Below are 17478 nucleotides of genomic sequence, written 5' to 3'. Positions count from 1 at the left end.
AGCTGTCCGTAGGCACGGTCATTGTCTCTGATCCTTACAGGTGTGCGCGTGCGGCCGCCAGGCGGTGACGATGCTGCGGGCCTCGCTGGGCCAGCTGAACGGCATGCGGTCCAGGCTCACCCGGCGGAAGGCGAACCGCGGATCACTGGTGTTGATCACGCCGCCGTGCTGGCCGACGTGTGACAGGAGGCGGCTGGCCTCGTCGCGCACGGCCGGGGTCTGTTCCTGCCATGTGCCGGTCGAGAAGTGCTGGACCCGGCGGCGAAGGTCGTCCAGGACGCCCGAGCGCCACTTGAAGTGGTGAACCGCGCAGATACGGCCGGCATCCGGACGCTGTCCGGGGGCCCTGTGGTTGCCGCCCGCAACGGTGACATCGTGGCGGGCGAGAACGATCTTGCGGGGGTCTCCGTGCAGGAGCCGGTGGGTGAGGTGCCCGCCGAGGGGATAGGCGAGATCCAGTCCGCCTTCGGGCCTCCAGCCGGTCAGGCGCCCGCTCGCGGCGATCCGGTCGAGCATCAGGCCGCCCACCACACGGTGGCCGGACCTCTCGGCCTGGGCGATCACCTCACTCAGCGGGGCGGGGTACTGCTGGAACTCGTCGGCATCGGCGAGCAGGTGCCAGCCCTGGCCGGCCCGGTGCCGCAGAGCGTCCCTGAGCTGGGTGTTGGTGTGCTCGTGCCACGGGCCGGTGCTGGTGCCGGTGGGGATGATGCCCAGTTCGCGGCTGGCGTCCTGGAGTTCGTACCGCTGCTGGTCGGGCACGTGCTCGGGGAAGTGGAAGGCGATCAGGAACCGCTCGACACCCAGCCACCGGTAGTGGCGGACCCAGGCGGCCAGCAGCGGGGGTTCGACGGGGCCGACGACGGCGATCAGCGCGGGAGGGGTGCTCAGCATCGGGAGTCCTTCGTACGCAGTGAGGCGAAGGTGCGGGTGAGGAAGTCGGCCTGCCCGGCGGCCGACCGCACCCCCAGCAAGCCGGGAGCGTCGAGGTCGGGCAGCGGAGGCGGCTGGCAGATGACGGTATGTAGGGCGTCGGCGAGGGCGTCCGGGGCGCCGGCGGTGAAGGTCAGGGCCCAGGGCCGGCCGTGAAGGCGGGCGGTGAGGGCGCGGTCGTGGTCGGAGACGACCAGGGGGACGCCGAGGCGGGCGGCGTCCATCACGAGTCCGGACTCCTTGCCGACGCCGGGGTGACGGGTGACCAGGGCGGCGTCGGCGGCGGCGTAGACCAGCCGCAGCACCGATTCACTGACCGGTCCGGGAATCGTGTGGAGTCGGACGTTCGGCAGGTCACGCCATCGGGCGAGCACGGCCTCGTCGAGCGGGATACCGGTGACCATCAGGTGCAGCGGCTCCTTCAGCATGGGCAGGGCGGCGTCGATGACTCCGATGTCCTTGTAGGGCCACCAGCCGCCGACGAGGCACACCGCGGCTTCGCCGGTAGGGATGTCGAAGGCGGTACGGCCGCCGTCGCGTTCAGCGTCGGTGAGGCGGCGGCCGTCGTCGACCGCGAAGGCCCGGACCACTGCGGGCAGGTCCGGGAAGGCTGCCGTGAACTGATCGCCTACGGCCTGGGTCGGGCACACCGCCAGAACCTGCCTCTCGCCCCGGCGGGCGAGCCGGCCGAGGAACCGCACGGCGGCGTCCTCGGTGGTTACTTGTTCGTGGACGAACCGCAGGTGTGGCAGCCCGCCGAGGAGGGCGGCGGCACCGTGCAGAGCCTCGTTCGCGCTCAGGATCACCACCGCCTCGGCGCCGGGCTCCAGCCGGCGGGCGGTCCGCAGGGCCGACGCCTCCGCAAGACACCGGGCGATGAGGGTGATCTGGTGCGGAAGCCGCCGCAGGAAGCGCGGCCAGCGGCGCGAGCGGAAGACCCGCAGCCCAGCCTTGGAGAGCCCGGCCGCAAGGCGGGAGACGGCCAGCAGCACGGCTGCCGGGTGCCCGGCCGGTACGGTCACCAGCCGGGCCCCGGCCTCGCGCAGGGCGGCCACCGCCTCGCGGACGATCCCATGTGGGGCGATCACCAGGCTCCCGGGCCGCACCTGGGCGAGCGCCCCCAGCGTGCGCTGGTGGTGCCCGCCCAGGCGGTCGGCGTACGGCTCGATCAGCACCAACGGGCCGGTCACCCGCCCACGGCCTGGTCCCCGTGGGCGGCTGTGAACCTCGTCCGCAGCCACGTGGGGTCGTTGAGGTGGTCGAACCGTCCGGGGGCGCGGGCGAACTCCTCGGCGAAGGCGACCCCTTCGCGAGCCCCGGCGGCGGCGTACGGGGCGAACTCGCCGTTGCGACTCTTGGTCCATGCCTCCACCCGCTGCCGGGAGTCGTCGTCGGCCATGCCGTACTCGCTGCCGCGGGCGAGCATCGCGCACTCGCGGAAACCGGCCTTCCAAGCGTGAAAAGGACTCTGGTTGAACCTCGTGATCCCCGCGGTCTGCTGGGCGAACTCGATCCGTCCGGGCAGGGCAGCGAGCACGTCCACGGCCTCGCCCATCTCGCGCAGGGCACTGCGGCGGACCAGTTTCAGCCCGCCGTAGCCGTAGGTCAGACCGTTGACCGGGTTGACCGCCCGCCATACCCGCATCGACACGCCCTCGTCCAGCGGTTCCACCGTGGCGGGGGCAAAGCTGGCGTCGATGGCGAAGTCCCCGTCGGCGAGGAAGAACTGCTCGTGGTCGACGAGCTCTGCACACAGGCGGTAGGCCCGGCGCATCCCGTGTACGCCGTGCAGGCGCTTGACCCTGCCGCCGAGCGTGCGCTGGAGCCGGGAGTGCAGAGAGGTGGCCATCGGCTCGTCGTACGAGAGGAGAACCGCGTCGAAGCCATTCACGAGACGGCCTCCAGGTAGCGGGCCGCGATCAGGGCGGGGGTGAAGTCGGCGGTGGAGGCGTGGGCCCGCTTGGCGTGCAGGGCATGGAATTCAGCGTCCGTGGCGAGCCGTTCGGCCAAGGCGACGGCCTCGGCCTGGGTGGAGAAGCACAGCTCGGGGTCGATGTGCTCGGCGAGCCAGCCAAGACGGGGCGAGATGACCGGAAGGCCCATGCCCTGGCAGTCGATCACGCTCATCGACCAGGGGCAGCCGGGCCGGAACGGGGCGATACCGAAGCGCGCGCCGGCCAGCAGGTCCTTGTAGCGAACGCGGTCGCCCCGGTCGGAGACGATCTGTACGTGCGGCAGTGCGGCGAGCTGGTCGCGCATCCTCTCGGGGCTGTCGTCCAGGCCCTTGCGCTCCGCCCGGCGCTGGCCGAACAGGTCCATGACCCGCAGCACGACGGTGCCGGACGCGACCAGGTCGCGGGCCAGGTCCACGAACTGCCCGGTGCCGTAGTGCGCGTACAGCCGGTGGTTGTAGACGCCGATCGCCCCGGCGCCGGAGGCGGGCTGCGTGCTGGCGGGGTCGCGTACCAGACGCTCGTCACGCGGGGCGGGCACCACTCGTAGCTGCTCGCCGATGTCCACGGTCATCCGGGCGGCTGCCGCCGACACCCAGGACGCGGCCGTGGAGGAGTGGACCAGCACCCGGTCGCAGGCGGCCAATCCGGCGGCGAATGCCAGCAGCACCGGCCGCCCGAGCTCCGCGTCGTTCAGGGACGGGTCGAGCTGGAGCTGGCCGCCGCCCGCGAAGGAGAACGGCAGGTAGTGGCAGTAGCCGGCCAGTAGGGCGTTGGATCCGGCCTCCAGCAGGGCTGTGCGGATCGCCGGGGTCTCCTCGATCTGGTTGGCCACGACCACGTCGGGCTTCTCCGCCCGGATCAGTGCAACCAGTTCATCAATGTCCGCGGAGAAGCGGGCCCGATACTTCGTCCCCGGCACCTTCGTCTGATGGAATCCGCAGCGGGCATCCCCGACCGATGCCGGGGCCGCGACCGTCACCTTCGCTCCGGCATCCGCCAGAGCCGGGGCAAGCAGGTCCGCGAAAATCCACCCCGAGTCGGCCGAAAGCCGGTCGGGGTTGGAGATGTTCAGCAGGTACAGCATGCGCATGTTGCTTCGCCTCCCTCATTCGCCCGGAGGCTCGATCCGGGCCAGTAAGGGAAGGAAAGCGGCGACGCAGACCGTGACGAAATGGTGAACTTGGATCACTCACGGTTCATTCATGCTCACCAACGATGACGCGGGGCTTCGATGGAAGCGCAAGGCGAGGAGATCACCGCCGAGCAGGCGGCCGAGGACTACGCGGCCGAGGTGGCGCGCTGGCGGGAAGTACGCGGCATGTCCAAGAGGGCGTTGGCGCTGGCCATGGGCTTCGACCCGTCCTACGTCAGCCACGTGGAGTCGGGTCGCCACAAGCCCAGCGAGGAGTTCTCACGTCTCGCCGACGAGTCGCTGAACGCCGGGAAGGCGATCTGGAGACGCTGGTGCGACTACGAGCAGGCAAGGGCCCGTACCCGGCGGCCGGCGGCGCCGCCCGCCCAGCGCAGGCCCGAACAGCCGTATGCGACCGGTTCGGCCCTCGTCGTGGAACACGACGCGGCACGGCTCCAGTACGACGGCGCCTCGTACCGGCTGACCATGCGCCGACGGCTGCGGAACACCGGCGACGAACCGGTGACCCGCTACTTGATTCGCATCTCCGTGGACCGCTACCCCGGCGACCCTGAGCAGTCCAACGCGCACTACCGAGCCCACCCGCTGACCTGGGGCGAACTCGACCTCACCGCCACCTGCCGGGGCGAGGCGATGCGGTGGCAGGCCAAGCACGACCGCGACGCCTTCAAGGAAGTCTGGCTGCTGTTCGACAACGAACACGGCCGCTTCCCGCTCTATCCCGGCGAGTCCGTGTGGATCGAGTACGCCTACACCGTCGGCGACGAGAAGTGGGGCAACTGGTTCCAGCGAGCCGTCCGCCTGCCCACTGAGCAGTTGGAAGTCCAGCTCGCTTTCCCAGCCGCCCTTGACCCCGTCGTGTGGGGCACCGAGACCTCCATGACCGCCGAAGCCTCCCCGCTACGAACCCCTCCCGTCCGCAGCGACCACGGTGAACTACGGCAATTCACGTGGATCACGACCACACCCGCCCTGCACGCTCGGTACCGTCTGGAGTGGCGGTTTCGGGCACGGCCCGAACGCGTAACAGACCAAGGGGAGTTCAGGTGATTGACGTGCGGCCCAGCCAGCAGATGCGAGACCTCGGCGTCGTCCAACACGGCGCTGGCATCCTCGCCGAACCGGCCCGCGCCTTCGACCTGCCTGCCGAGTGCGACGAGGCCGAGCGCATCACCGACGAACTGTTCGCTGCCATGGAGCGAATCGGCCAGGTCCACCCCTTCGCCAAGGGCATGGGTATCGCCGCCCCGCAGATTGGCATCGCGCGAACCGCCGCCGTTGTCCAACCGCCCGACGACGCCCCCGCCATCATCCTGCTCAACCCGCGGATCACCACCCACTCCGACGAGATGGACGAACAGTACGAGGGCTGCCTGAGCTTCTTCGACGTCCGTGGCCTGGTCCCCCGCCCCCTGAAGATCACAGTGGAGACCACGGCCCGGACAGGTGAGACCGTGTCCGCCGTGTACGAACGCGGCCTCGCCCGCCTCATCCACCACGAAATCGACCACCTCGACGGCTTCCTCTACACCGCCCGCATGCACACTGGAGTGAAACCGATCCCCGTGGGGGAGTACCGGCAGACCGGACGGGCTTGGGCGTACGAGTAGGGCCCGAAATCAGCGACCTCGACGCTCACCGGTGATGCCGCCTTAGCAGGGTCACTCGCGGCCCATGAGTTGAGCGAGAAGCGCCACCACCGCCGTGGCTCCCACCAAGGCCGCCCCGACTTCGGGCGCATGCAGGATCAGAGCGACTACGAGGACTCCGACCAACAGGAGGACTACGAGGCGCACGCTGATCTGTTCCATGAAGATCTACCTTCCATATGGCACCGACTGGGTTGTGCATCCAGCGTGGGGGCCTCACGGACGGCCCTGACAGCTCAAGACGATCGCTGACAGCATCGGACAAGAACAGCCGCTGAATGACAGCGCGGGACAGGTCCTGACGCTCGTAAGTGCAGGCACCGACGCGCATGGCCTACCAGAAACTGACGCAGAGTCATCAGAAGGGGGCAGAGACGATGGTCGCTCAGCCGTGGAAGAGGCCCGAGCTGGCTGACCAGCCTGACCTGAAGAAGCTGAACGATGAGCTCCACGATCTGAGGCTGGAAGCGGGTCTCCCGTCAGCCCGGACTATTCGCGACGGCGTCGGGAAGGATGCGCAGGACTACTGGATCGTGAATCACCAGGCAGTGCTGGACACCTTCCAGAAGCCTGATCGGCCGCCGCGGGGCCGCCTTGAGGTCATCGTCCGTGTCCTGGCCGAAGTCGGTGGGCACAACGATGTAGACGGCGAGGTCAACCGTTTCAAGGACCTGTGGAAGCAAGTCGTCAGGGAAACAGTCGCCCAAGCTTCAGTACAGCCTCCAGCGGATAGAACCCCTGCCGACAATGACGACGTGAGCGACACGGCTGACCATTCGGAGGACTTGCCGAAGCAGGACACCACGGATTCAAGCCGGCGGACAACGGAAGAACCACCGGTCGGCGGGAAGGCACCATCCAACCCTGACCGACCCTCTGCGCAGTTCAACTACGCAGAGGAGTCCTTGAAGGGGCTGATCCTCAACGCAGCGCAGGCCCTTTGGTACGACAAGGACGCGTTGAGATTGTTTCTCGGTGTGGTACGCCGTAGTGAAGGCTTCGCCAAGATGGCTGATGCCGCGGAGGAGCGACGGCCAGCGAACGCGACGTTCTACGGCGTGAAGAGCAGAGAGTTCGAGGTGCCTTACTCCCCGGCGCGACTAGAGCTGGTCACGCTGCATCGCCGCCTTGACGAACACAGGTCGAAGCGCAAGTGGTCCTTCACCGACATGGAGAAGCAGACGGGCGTCTCGTCGAATGCGTGGATCCGCTGGTACACCCACGATGAGTTGCCCGAGCGTGAGGCGCTCGTCGCGTTCTCTCACATGGCAGGACTCCAGATGGAGGATCACGTCCTGTTGCTCGGCCTTTGGGACGCGGCCCGTGCTGCCTTGGAGGCGCAGGAGCGCTCTGACGTATTACCGTCCGGTATCACCTTCGACGAGGCGTGGGCAATGCGTGACCCTGCGGCACCGAGGATGTGGGCACTCACAGGAGTCGGGGGCGTCGGAGAGGGGAATCTAGCCGTGTACGGCCCTGATCTTGCCTCCGGTACGGCTCCCGCCTTCGTCGTGGCCGGTCCCTCAGGATCAGGTCGCTCCACGGCACTGGTGACCATCGCACGCTCTCTGCTCGCATCGGGCACCCAACTCGTGTTCGCGACGCCCAAGCCTTCACCTCTAAGGGAGTTGGCTGATCGAGACGGCGTGGTGGCCTGCTTCGATCAAGATGACATCGGGCACGACGAGCTCGAAGAGGCATTGTCGGAGGCGTCTGCTGAGCAGCCGATCGTTGTCGTGATGGACGACGCACAGCTCTTGGACGAGTGCGATGCCCGGCGAGTGCTGCGGAACCTGCTGAAGCACGGCTTCGACGAGGGGGTGGCGCTGGTCCTGGCAGGCGATGAGGACAAGCTCCGACCGCACTACCCCTGGTTGGACAGGGCGAAGAGAGCCCACCGCGGCCTCCTTCTGTCTCCCCAGCAGCGGCACGCCGGTGATTGGATCGGCATCAAAACGGGAGACTCCATTGTCGGCAGGCCGATCACTCCTGGCCGGGGATGGCTGCACCTTGGGGACGGCAATCTCATGGCAGTGACCTTGCCTTGTTGAGAGTTGCCCCTGATCTGACGGCGCCTGCTCCGCGTAGCCCGCATAGGCGGCAGGAGATCGTGTGGAACGGATTCAGCACACATGAGGCCGGGAAACCGCGCGAACACGTGAGAACTACGGAGGGAAGTTTTCGCAGGCCAGACACCCTGCACCCGACGTTTATGCAGCTCAAAGCTTTGATCAGGGAAAACTCCCGAAGCGGGTGTCGTAGGTTCGAATCCTGCCGGGGGCACAGTGCGTTACACCGCTGACCTGGGGTTTCTCTCCCAGTAAGGCGCTCTGATCGGCCTCGGACTTCTCGTCCGGGGCCGTTTCGCGTGAGCGGGCGGGGAGTCGCTTCCCCCGAATCGTCCCCACGGATCAGCGGGGGTCTCAGAACTCCTGAGTGGTGGGGCGCATCAGGATCTCGCTTATGGCCGCCTGCTTAGGGCGGGTCACCATGAACGCGATGGCCTCGGCGAGGTCCTGTTCCCGCAGCCAGTCGTCGGCGGAGGTGCCGAGTTCGCCGCCGATGCCGGTGCCGAGGGTCATTTCAGTGGCGACCATTCCGGGCTCGATCACGCCGACGCGCACGCGGCGCGCCGCGACCTCCTGGCGCATCACCTCGCTGAACGCGATCACGGCGTGCTTCGTCGCGGCGTAGGGGGCGTTCCCCGCGCTGGCCCTGCGGCCGACGACGGAGCTGACCGTGACCAGGTCGGCGACGCCCGCCGGGCCGCCCGCCGCCGCCAGCAGGTGCGGGAGCGCGGCCCGCGAAAGGGTCATGACGGCACGGAGGTTGATGTCGACGACGGTGTCCCACACCGCGGGGTCGCCGTCCTCGACGAGCCCGTTGGTCGCGTACCCGGCGTTGTTGACGAGGATGTCGAGCCGGCCGAGACCGCCAAGGGTCCGCCGGACGGTCTCCTCGGCCTGGCCGGGGGCGGTCAGGTCGGCGGGCAGTGCGAGGGCGGCGTCGCCGAGCTCCGCCGCGAGCTCCTTGAGGCGGTCGGCGCGCCGGGCCGAGACCGCGACCTTCGCGCCCCGCCGTACGAACTCGATGGCGGTGGCTCGGCCGATGCCGCTTGAGGCGCCGGTGACGAGGGCGACGCGGCCGGCGAGGGAGGGTGCTGCGTGGTTCATGTGCGGTGCTCCAGGGCGATGGTGGGCGGGTACCGGACCAGCGTCGGCGCGTCCCCCGACCGGAGCCAGTACCCGGTCGAGCCTGGGAATCGCAGTACCAGGCTGGGGCTCCCGGGGCGGCGGGCGACAATGGGACGCATGAGCGGTACCGAGAACCCCCTGGGCGAGGCCCTGCGTGCGTGGCGCGACCGGCTCTCCACCGAGGACGTCGGTCTGCCCGCGACCGGACGCCGCCGGACGGCAGGACTGCGGCGCGAGGAGCTGGCCGCGCTCGCCGGGGTCTCCGTCGACTACCTGCTGCGTCTGGAGCAGGGAAGGGCGCGGCGTCCCTCGCGGCACGTCCTGGCCGCGCTCGCCCAGACGCTGCGGCTGTCCGCCGACGAGTCCTGCCATCTGCACCTGGTCGCCGGGCAGCTCCCGCCCGCACCGGGGCGGGTCCCCGACCGCGTCCCGCCGAGCGTGGGACGTGTCGTCGCCCGCTTGGGTGATGTCCCGGCAGGGGTGTTCGCCGCCGACTGGACGCTCCTGGAATGGAACGCGGCCTGGGTCGCGCTCCTGGGCGCACCCCCGGCCGGGCCACCCGTCAATCTGGTCCGCGCGGTCTTCGTGCCGGGAGCTGCCTCCCCCGGCCTTCCCCCGGGCCCCTTCCACGCCGGTTTCCGCACCGCCCTCGTCGCCGAACTGCGTCTCGCCCGGGCCGCCTACCCGGACGACGACGACCTCACGGAGCTCGTCACCGAGGCTCGGTCCGCCGACCCGGACGGGCACGCCCTGTGGGCGCGGTCCGCTCTGGGCTCCCGCCTCGGCGGCCGGGCCGTGTTCGGTGAACTGGCCCTGGACTGCGACGTGCTGAAGGTCCCGGACGCGGACGTGCGGATCTGGACGTACACGGCGGCAGACGGCCCGGACGCGGCGAGGCTCGCGTCCCTCGTGCGCGTCGGCACGGGGTGAAGGGCGGGCGGACCACGGCTGTCACCTGCCCGGCCCGGCCACCGCACAGTCGAGTCGCGGGGCTACGCCAGCAGACCGACGAGCCGTTCGCTGACGTCCGCCCTGCCCGCCTCGGGATCCGGCACCAGCTTCTCCCGGTCGCCGGGGTCCCGGACGAGGAAGTGGAGCCGTTCGCCACTGCGGGCCAGCACCAGATCCCTGCTGCTGCCCGCGGTCTCGGCCGATCCCCGCGCCGTGTAGTCGGTGACGGTGACCAGCGCGGAGCGCTCCGAGGCGGCGAGCACCGCCTCGGCGTCCACCGGCTCTCCTGGGTCCGCCGCCGGGCCTCGCGGCAGCCACTCGGTGAGCGTGTTCAGGGCTTCGTCGATCTTGTGCAGCCCCAACTGGTGGACGCCGAGCGCGTCGATGCGGACCATGAGACAGATCCCCTCGGGCTGCGGGAGCAACAGGATCCGCCACGGCTCGCCCTGGCCCGACCCGGTCGTGCGGGCATCGAGCACCTTGCGGGCCCTCTGCTGGAACGCCACGGCGATGCCCAGGTCTCCCTGCACCTGAACCTCCTCGCCCGTCTCACCCGCCAGCAGAAGCTGCCGGGCCGCCAGTGAGCGCACGGCCTCGGCGATCACGTCGTCCGACGGCCTGGCCTCCAGGAAGTCCACGATCGCGTCCACGGCGATGAGCTCCGCGACGGTGTACGCGCCGAGCAGCACCGGTCCTGTGTCGACCAGGTTCACCACGGCCGACACCAGTCCCGAGGGGGTGGACGCCGCACCCGCGTCCGACTGCGTCGCAGGGGGAACATCGCGCTGGTCGTCGCCGCTCATGACGGTCCTCCGGGCTGCAAGAGTTCCACCACGGGCGGCACGCGACTCTCGCGGAGCACGGCGGCGGCGCTGCGTGAGAGGGTCTCGGTCACCCACACCTCGGAGTTGCCGAACAGTCCACGGCCCGCCCTGCCGGACAGCGACTGTCCCAGCTCACCGGCCAGGCCCTCCCGGTCCGGGGGCGGGAACCGAGCCGCCAGGTCCGTGGAGACGGCGGTGCCGTCGCCCTCCTCGATCCGGCGCAGTGCCTGGGTCAGCACCCGCGCGACCGGAGGCGTCAGCGACGTGGGCAGGGCGAGGACCGGCGCCAGGTACAGCGGGTGCCGTTCGGTCATCCGGGACAGCCCCCAGGGCCCGACGTTGCTCCGCGTGATCCGGTAGACCACGTAGTCCATGAGGTGGCGCAGGTCGCTCACGCTGGGGATCTTCCGCCCGCCGAAGGCGGCCGGTGTCTTCTCCAACTGCATCCAGGTGCCCTGGGCGGTGCGCCCGTGCAGCTTCTCCCGCACCACGTCCCCGCGCATTCCGATGTCGGGATAGCGCGTCTTGTCGATGTCACGGTGGTGGCTGGACAGGCGCTCGTGACTCACGTCGGCGAACCGCCAGTCCTCGTACAGCTGCGGTTCATCGACCAGCACGTGGCCGCCGCACAGTACGTCGTGCAACTGGGGCACCTGCAGTCCGTGGCGTTCCAGATCCGAAAGGATCGCCGCCTCCTCCGGGCTGAGGCGGCGCGCCGCCTCGACGAGCCCCTTCCGGTACGCCCCTGCCCGTGCCGTGATCTCGATCATGAGCCGGACCCGGGTGCGCACGCGGGCCGCCCGCCGGTCGCTCACACCGCCCGAACCCGCCCTGCCGGGCCGCCTCAGGTGGGCGGCCGATGCCGGTGCGCGCCTTCGCTCCACCTCGTCAGTACAGCACGGCGGGCCCGTGCACGCACCAGCGGCGGACGGCCCGCGGACTGCACACCTCGCACGCGGTGCTCGCCGGTACGGACGAGGCGCTCGCCGCGCAGCCGTTCCTCAAGAACCCCGACGCCGCCGACGGCCGGGCTCGCCCCGTCAGCGCAGTTCGTCCGGGCAGGGCGTGCCCGGCGTCAGCTGGTACGGGGCGCCCAGCCGGTACACACCGGCGCGCGGTGCCAGCAGTTCCGTCCACTCGTCGCCGTACTCGTCCTCGTCCACCTTGATGAGGCAGCCGTTGGTGTTGGCGAAGTCCTTGGGGACGTCCTTGTCCGCGCGGTGCTTGGACGCCTCGGTCTCCTGGGGCCGCTCCAGGCTCCGCCCCTTCTCGTCGACCAGGGCGAGCCATCGCGAGTACGGGATCCGGATCAGTACCCGTCCGGCCTTCTTCACGTGGATGGTCAGCTCCCCCGCGCCCGCCAGGTCCACGGTCGCGGGCGGGTCGGCCAGCGGCACCGGGCTGTCCACCGAGTAGAGCCGCCAGTTGGCGTCCGACCAGATCGGCTTCAGGTACGGCTGCCCCTTGCTGACGAGCTCCGCCTCCTGCACCGCCCCACTGGAGTCGGGGGAACCCTGCGGCAGCACCACGTAGTGCACGGCCCAGCGGTCGAGCCACTGCCGGTAGCTGACGGAGTCCAGGGTGTCGTCGTAGAAGACCGGGTTGCGCTCCATGTCGGCCTGCCGGTTCCAGCCCCGGGCCAGGTTGACCACCGGGGCCAGCGCGGACGCCTCCCGGTGGCTGCTCGGCGGGACCACCTCGACCCGGCCGCGTTCGGCGCCGACCTTCTGGAGCTGGTTGACCAGCGGGGCCAGCGACCGCGCCCAGGACGCGTCCGGTGCGGTCCTGACGATGTCGTCCACACCCTTGAACCCGATCCAGAAGTTCAGCCCGGCGAACGCGAGGACCAGCGCGTACCACCGGCGGGAGCGGGGCTCCGCGTACGGCAGTGCGGCCAGCAGCACCACTCCGGCGAACAGCATCGCCATCCGCGACACGTTCGAGCCGATCTGCGAGTCCACGACGTACGTGAGCAGCGTCCCGATGCCGTACACCGCGGCCGCCGTCCGCACCGTCTTCCAGTCGCGCGGCACGAGGAAGAAGATCAGGACGGCGAAGACGAACGGCCCCGAGAGCGTCGCGACCGACATCGGCTGCGTGCCGGAGAACGGGAACAGCCACGCCGACAGTGCCACCACCACGACCGGTGCCAGCCCCAGCGCATACGCCCCGGGGCGGCGCTTGTTCAGGAAGAGGGCGGCCGCGACCACACCGAGGAAGAGCCCGGCCACCGGGCTGCCCGCCGTCGCGAGCCCGGCGAGGGGCGCGGCGACGACCGCCTTCGCCCACCGCTTGTGGCGCCAGCGGTACGGCCAGCAGAACACCGCCGCCACCGCACCGACCGCGAACATCATGCCGAGCCCGAACGTCACCCGGCCCGACAGCGCGTTGCACAGGTACGCGAAGACCCCGGCCAGCGAGCAGGCGAGCGGATTGCGCACGGCCCGCACCCTGACCAGGATCAGCGCCGTCAGCGCCGCCGAGACCGTACCGACGATCATCATCGTCGTACGGACACCGAGCACCGACATCAGATACGGCGACACGACGCTGTACGAGACGGGGTGCATGCCCCCGTACCAGGCGAGGTTGTACGCGGTACCGGGGTGCCGGCCGACGAACTCGGCCCAGGCGTCCTGCGCCGCGATGTCGCCGCCGCTGTTCGCGAAGAAGAAGAACCAGAGGACGTGTGTGACGGCCGCGGCGGCCGTCGCGATGGTCACCGGATGCCGCAGCAGGCGCGTCGTCCGGGTCGTCTCGGGCTCGGTTATGCCCGGTTCCGGAGTACGGGGGGCAGGCACTGTGGTCCGCATACTGCCGTTACTGCCCCTCTTGCCTCTGCTGTCGGCCGCCTCGTGGCCGGGTTTCGGCTCCGCGGTGGTCACTACAGCTCTCCCCGTTTCCCCGAGTTCCCGTCCCGTACCCCGAGCTTCGTACGCCGTACGCCGTTCACCTGTGAGGACGCTGTGCCCTCGCCCCGAGTTGTTCCGGGACGCTAACACGTACGAGAAAGGGGGCGCCGGAGTCGGCGCCCCCTTCCTCCCGGTCAGCCGATCCGGGTCAGCTTGTCGCCGGCCGCCGGCTCCTTCAGGTCGCTCTGGAGCGCGACCGCGACCTTCACCTGGCTGGTGCCCTCACCGACGGTGAGCGTCCCGACATGCGTACCGGCTGCCGCCGAGTGCGGGATCGCCTTGCCGCCGTCGGTCAGTTCGAGCTTGACCGTGAGGCCTGACCAGCCGACCGCCTTCACGTCCTTCGTCGCGATCACGGGTGTGGTGCCGCCCATGCCGTCGTCGACCGCGCCGACCACATCGCCCTTCTTGACGACCTTGGCTCCGTCGAGCAGGTCCAGCGTGGCCAGCATGACCTTCTTGCTGGCCTCGTTCGCCGCGTCGATGATCGGGGACCGGTGCTGCGCGAGCACCGCACCGACGATGAGCTGGTCCGTGCCGTCGATCATCTTGTGTGCGGCGAAGAGCAGGTTGCCGCCCGCCTTGGTGGTGGTGCCGGTCTTGATACCGAGGGCGTTGTCGTAGGGCACGAGCGTGTTCCAGTTCCGCCAGGTCTTGCCCGACGGGTCCTTCCACTCCGGCAGCTTGGTGATGTCCATCAGCGCCGGGAACTCGACGAGCTTCTCCCCCAGCTTCACCAGATCCTCCGCCGTGCTGACCGTCGAAGCGGTGAGCCCGGAGGCGTCGGTGTACGTGGTGTTCTTCATGCCGAGCTCGGCGGCGGTCGCGTTCATCTTCTTGATGAAGGCCTTCTCGGAGCCCGCGTCCCAACGCGCCAGCAGCCGGGCGATGTTGTTCGCCGACGGGATCATGAGGGCGGCGAGCGCGTCGTGCTCGGAGAGCACGTCACCCTCCTTCACCGTGTCCAGCGTGGACTCGCCCTCGCTGGTGAGCCGGCCATCCGACTCGGCCTTGGCGTCGATCTCGATGCCGGGGCCCTTCTCGCCGCGCTTGAGCGGGTGGTCCTTGAGCACGAGGTACGCCGTCATCGCCTTGGCCACACTCGCGATCGGCACCGGCTTCTGCTCGCCGAACGAGTCGACCTTCCCGAGGCCGGTGGCCGCCATGTAGCCCTGGCCCTCGTCGGGCCACGGCAGGGTCGGCTTGGCGCCCTCGAAGGTGTACGTCGGCTTGGCCGACAGCGTGAGGGTCGGGTCGGGCAGCGGGCGCACCATCTGCACGATTGCAAACGCGATCAGGAGAAGCAGGACCAACGGGGTCCAGATCTTGACCCTCCGCACCGCCGTGCGGACCGGTGTCTCCGGCGGCGGAGGCGTGTTCGTCAGCTCGGCCAGGAGGTCGAGCGGCGGCCGGGGCGGCATCGGCTGCTGCCGGGTCCGCTCCGCACCGCTGAGCGATGCGGGGGGCGGCAGCTGGGCGGATGCCGCGGGTGCCGCGGATGCGTCCGGGCCGGATGGCCGCGCGGGCGCCACGGGGGCGCGCGGCGCGGGGGCCGGACGTACGTCATCGGCGCGCAGCGGTACGAACTTGCTGGTCCGCTCGGCGGGGGACTCGGGCTGCGACTCCCGGCCGGCATCCGGCCCGGACCCGGACCCGGGCTTCGGCGTCTCGGGCGGGGTGACCTTCAGCGTGGTCGTGGGCTGGTCGACGCGGGGCAGCCGGGGCGCCTTGAAGACGGCCGTCGGCTGATCCACCGCGCGCTTGTCGTCGGTGGTGGTGGTGTTCTGAGCGCCTTCGGTGGTGCCGGGGGCGCTCTCGTCGGACCCGTCGGACCCGTCGGATTCATCAGACCTGTCGGGCCCGTCGGACTCTGCCTGTGCCGGTGCCTGTGCCGAATCCTGGTCGGAGTCCTGCGCGGGCTTGGGATCGGAGTCGGATTCGAGCTTCGACGCGGAGGCCTTGCCGGGCTCCTTGCCGGGCTCCTTGCCGGAGTCCGCGCCGGATTCCTCACGGGTGTGCGGCACGCGCACCTTGCCGGAAGCGCCGTTGCCGTCGCCTTCGCTATCGCCGTCGGCAGCGGCAGCGCCTTCGGCGTCGGAATCGGAATCGGAATCGGAATCGACGACGTCCTGCCCGGCGGCGGCCTCAGCCTCGCCCGCCGCGCCCACGTCCTCGGGCTCGGGCTCGGGGTCCGAGCCCTGTTCGTCGCCGTCCTTCGAGACCCAGGCCGCAACGGCAGCCCGGAGCCGCTCGTCGCCCTCCCCGGGCTCGGCAGCTCCGGCCTCGGCAGCCGCACTCTCCGGCCCCGCCGCATCGCCCTCCGCCGCATCGGCCGCCCCAGCGGGCTCCACGCCCTCCGCAGGCTCCTCGGGCTCCCCAGCCGTCCCCGCAGCGCCCTGATCGACCCCAGGGGCCTCCAACGGGCCCTCAGAGCCTCCAGAGACCCCCTCCGCGCCTGCGGCAGGCTCGGGCTCGGGCTCGGGCTCGGGCTCGGGCTCGGGCTCGGGCTCGGGCTCGGGCTCGGGCTCGGGCTCGGGCTCGGGCTTCCGAGCGTCGGCTACCGCGCCCGGCTCGGCCTCGGACCGAGCCTCGGCCTCGGGCCCGGTCTCCGTCTCGGTCTCCGCGTCGGACTCCGACCGCTGCGTGCTGAAAACGGCCGTCGCCGTGTCCGCCCTGCCGCCGGACTCCGCCGGGGAGTCGGGTTCGCGGAACACCGCGAGCCGCGGATCGTGCTCGCTCCGAGCCGCTCCCGACGACTTCTGCTGCTCCGACTTGTCGGGGGACTCGCCCGCCACCGATGCCTCCTCCATGCGGCGCGGGGACATCCCCGCGCTGTCCGAACCATCTACCAGTGTCCCGTGTGAACCCTCGGCTGGGCTGCTAGACGAGAACGACATACCTACGGTTCCAGTACAAAGCACCCAGGCACCCTCGACAGACAGATGTGAGAGGGGTCACCCTGTCACTCATCCACGCGGGGAGGCATGGATGGGCAGGAGCCGCAGAACAATTCCGGAGGAGCTTCTGTTGCTCGCTCTGGACCCGACCACGGGTACCACAGCGCAGCCGCAGTCGCTCGACCTCGGCCTCGCCGGAGCTCAGCTAGTAGAGCTGGCTCTGGCAGGACGGATAGCCCCTGACGGGGATCGTATCGCCGTGGTGATGCCACGGCCGACAGGAGATCCGACTCTGGACTCCGCACTGGAACTGCTGCGCAGACGCGGCAGCCCGGTTCGGGCCGTCCACTGGATAGGCGGACCCCGACTGGGGCTTCGCCAGATCTACCTCGCTCATCTGGAGCGGTGCGGCATGGTGCATGCCGTGGCGGGCCAGATGTGCGGAGTGCTGCCGACGACTCGCTACCAGGCGACGGACACGGCAATCAGCCGGGACATCAGGGCCCGGCTGGACAGTGCGATCCGCACCGGCGTACCGCCGGACCCGCGGACCGCGGCGCTCGCCGCGCTGGCCCACGCGGTCGGACTCGGCAAGCACCTGTACCCCGGGAACGAGGGGCGCTCATCGCGCTCCCGGCTCCGGGACCTGATCAGACACGACCCGATGGGCGGTCTCGTGGCGCATGCCGTGATGGACGTCCAGAACGGGGCGGTCGCACAACCGCGTCGCAACCAGGCGCCGGGTGTGCCGTTGCAACCGCAAGCGCAGTCGCAGTCACGACGCGACAGCATGGCGCACACCGCGGCCCACTAGGGCGGCGCACGGGCGTCGACGCAGCACCCGCACAACCCGCACCACGCACCACGCACCACACAGAGAGCAGTACGCACCACCGCTCCGAACGCAGCACCGCAACAACCGAATACCGCCGCACCGACGTCCCCAAAGACCCGGTTCGGGAGCCGCACCAAGCGCGGGGCAGCCGGTACCACCGGCTGCCCCGCGCCGC

15 protein-coding genes are annotated in these 17478 nt (G+C 70.2%); 5 read left to right on the top strand and 10 right to left on the bottom strand.

Annotated features, from left to right (window positions below; translation table 11 throughout):
* Positions 1-18 precede the first annotated feature (18 nt).
* From ACFVJX_RS13165 to ACFVJX_RS13150, 4 genes are read right to left on the bottom strand one after another with little or no spacing between them, the layout of a single operon-like run.
* The gene (locus ACFVJX_RS13165) at positions 19-894 is read right to left on the bottom strand and encodes a glycosyltransferase family 2 protein (protein WP_384127084.1); all 876 of its coding nucleotides are present in this window, start codon (positions 892-894) and stop codon (positions 19-21) included.
* Positions 888-2123 carry a hypothetical protein gene (locus tag ACFVJX_RS13160; protein ID WP_384127085.1) on the bottom strand — a complete coding sequence of 412 codons (1236 nt, stop codon included), beginning with the start codon at positions 2121-2123 and terminating at the stop codon, positions 888-890. The genes ACFVJX_RS13165 and ACFVJX_RS13160 overlap by 7 nt, the downstream gene beginning before the upstream one ends.
* Entirely contained in the window at positions 2120-2824 is a 705-nt protein-coding gene (locus ACFVJX_RS13155; protein WP_384127086.1) for a hypothetical protein, read from the bottom strand. The genes ACFVJX_RS13160 and ACFVJX_RS13155 overlap by 4 nt, the downstream gene beginning before the upstream one ends.
* Positions 2821-3978: a glycosyltransferase gene (locus ACFVJX_RS13150; RefSeq protein WP_384127088.1), complete on the bottom strand. Its 1158-nt coding sequence runs from the start codon at positions 3976-3978 to the stop codon at positions 2821-2823. The genes ACFVJX_RS13155 and ACFVJX_RS13150 overlap by 4 nt, the downstream gene beginning before the upstream one ends.
* A gap of 141 nt (positions 3979-4119) precedes the next feature.
* On the opposite strand from ACFVJX_RS13150, the gene ACFVJX_RS13145 reads away from it, so the two are divergent.
* Positions 4120-5091, top strand: coding sequence for a multiprotein-bridging factor 1 family protein (locus tag ACFVJX_RS13145; protein WP_384127089.1), 972 nt, complete (start codon positions 4120-4122; stop codon positions 5089-5091).
* On the top strand, positions 5088-5651 hold the full coding sequence (locus ACFVJX_RS13140; protein WP_384127090.1) for a peptide deformylase: 564 nt from the start codon (positions 5088-5090) through the stop codon (positions 5649-5651). The genes ACFVJX_RS13145 and ACFVJX_RS13140 overlap by 4 nt, the downstream gene beginning before the upstream one ends.
* A 51-nt stretch (positions 5652-5702) precedes the next feature.
* Here ACFVJX_RS13140 and ACFVJX_RS13135 read toward each other — a convergent pair whose 3' ends face one another.
* Positions 5703-5852, bottom strand: a complete 150-nt coding sequence (locus ACFVJX_RS13135; protein ID WP_365357075.1) for a hypothetical protein — start codon at positions 5850-5852, stop codon at positions 5703-5705.
* Between the two features lie 167 nt (positions 5853-6019).
* On the opposite strand from ACFVJX_RS13135, the gene ACFVJX_RS13130 reads away from it, so the two are divergent.
* Positions 6020-7741, top strand: coding sequence for an AAA family ATPase (locus ACFVJX_RS13130; protein ID WP_384127093.1), 1722 nt, complete (start codon positions 6020-6022; stop codon positions 7739-7741).
* A gap of 372 nt (positions 7742-8113) precedes the next feature.
* Here ACFVJX_RS13130 and ACFVJX_RS13125 read toward each other — a convergent pair whose 3' ends face one another.
* The gene (locus ACFVJX_RS13125) at positions 8114-8863 is read right to left on the bottom strand and encodes an SDR family oxidoreductase (protein ID WP_384127095.1); all 750 of its coding nucleotides are present in this window, start codon (positions 8861-8863) and stop codon (positions 8114-8116) included.
* 138 nt (positions 8864-9001) lie between these two features.
* Here ACFVJX_RS13125 and ACFVJX_RS13120 point away from each other — a divergent pair, with 138 nt between their 5' ends.
* The gene (locus ACFVJX_RS13120) at positions 9002-9814 is read left to right on the top strand and encodes a helix-turn-helix domain-containing protein (RefSeq protein ID WP_384127097.1); all 813 of its coding nucleotides are present in this window, start codon (positions 9002-9004) and stop codon (positions 9812-9814) included.
* Between the two features lie 62 nt (positions 9815-9876).
* Here ACFVJX_RS13120 and ACFVJX_RS13115 read toward each other — a convergent pair whose 3' ends face one another.
* The 4 genes from ACFVJX_RS13115 to ACFVJX_RS13100 all read right to left on the bottom strand — a co-directional run bounded on the left by ACFVJX_RS13115 (position 9877) and on the right by ACFVJX_RS13100 (position 16396).
* Complete coding sequence (locus ACFVJX_RS13115) at positions 9877-10638, bottom strand: hypothetical protein (RefSeq protein WP_384127099.1); 762 nt, start codon at positions 10636-10638, stop codon at positions 9877-9879.
* Positions 10635-11474, bottom strand: a complete 840-nt coding sequence (locus ACFVJX_RS13110; RefSeq protein ID WP_384127101.1) for a hypothetical protein — start codon at positions 11472-11474, stop codon at positions 10635-10637. Before ACFVJX_RS13110 ends, ACFVJX_RS13115 begins: the two co-directional genes overlap by 4 nt.
* Positions 11475-11699: 225 nt before the next feature.
* On the bottom strand, positions 11700-13544 hold the full coding sequence (locus ACFVJX_RS13105; protein WP_384127103.1) for an MFS transporter: 1845 nt from the start codon (positions 13542-13544) through the stop codon (positions 11700-11702).
* Positions 13545-13705: 161 nt separating this feature from the next.
* Positions 13706-16396: a hypothetical protein gene (locus ACFVJX_RS13100; RefSeq protein WP_384127104.1), complete on the bottom strand. Its 2691-nt coding sequence runs from the start codon at positions 16394-16396 to the stop codon at positions 13706-13708.
* Positions 16397-16559: 163 nt separating this feature from the next.
* Between ACFVJX_RS13100 and ACFVJX_RS13095 the strand changes: the two genes are divergently transcribed.
* Complete coding sequence (locus ACFVJX_RS13095; RefSeq protein WP_384127106.1) at positions 16560-17282, top strand: GPP34 family phosphoprotein; 723 nt, start codon at positions 16560-16562, stop codon at positions 17280-17282.
* Positions 17283-17478: the final 196 nt, after the last annotated feature.

It is taken from the genome of Streptomyces sp. NPDC127177 (assembly GCF_042672475.1).
GTDB lineage: Bacteria > Actinomycetota > Actinomycetes > Streptomycetales > Streptomycetaceae > Streptomyces.
The sequence above is the reverse complement of the archived record's forward strand: the minus strand, read 5'-3'. Positions and strand labels throughout refer to the sequence as shown.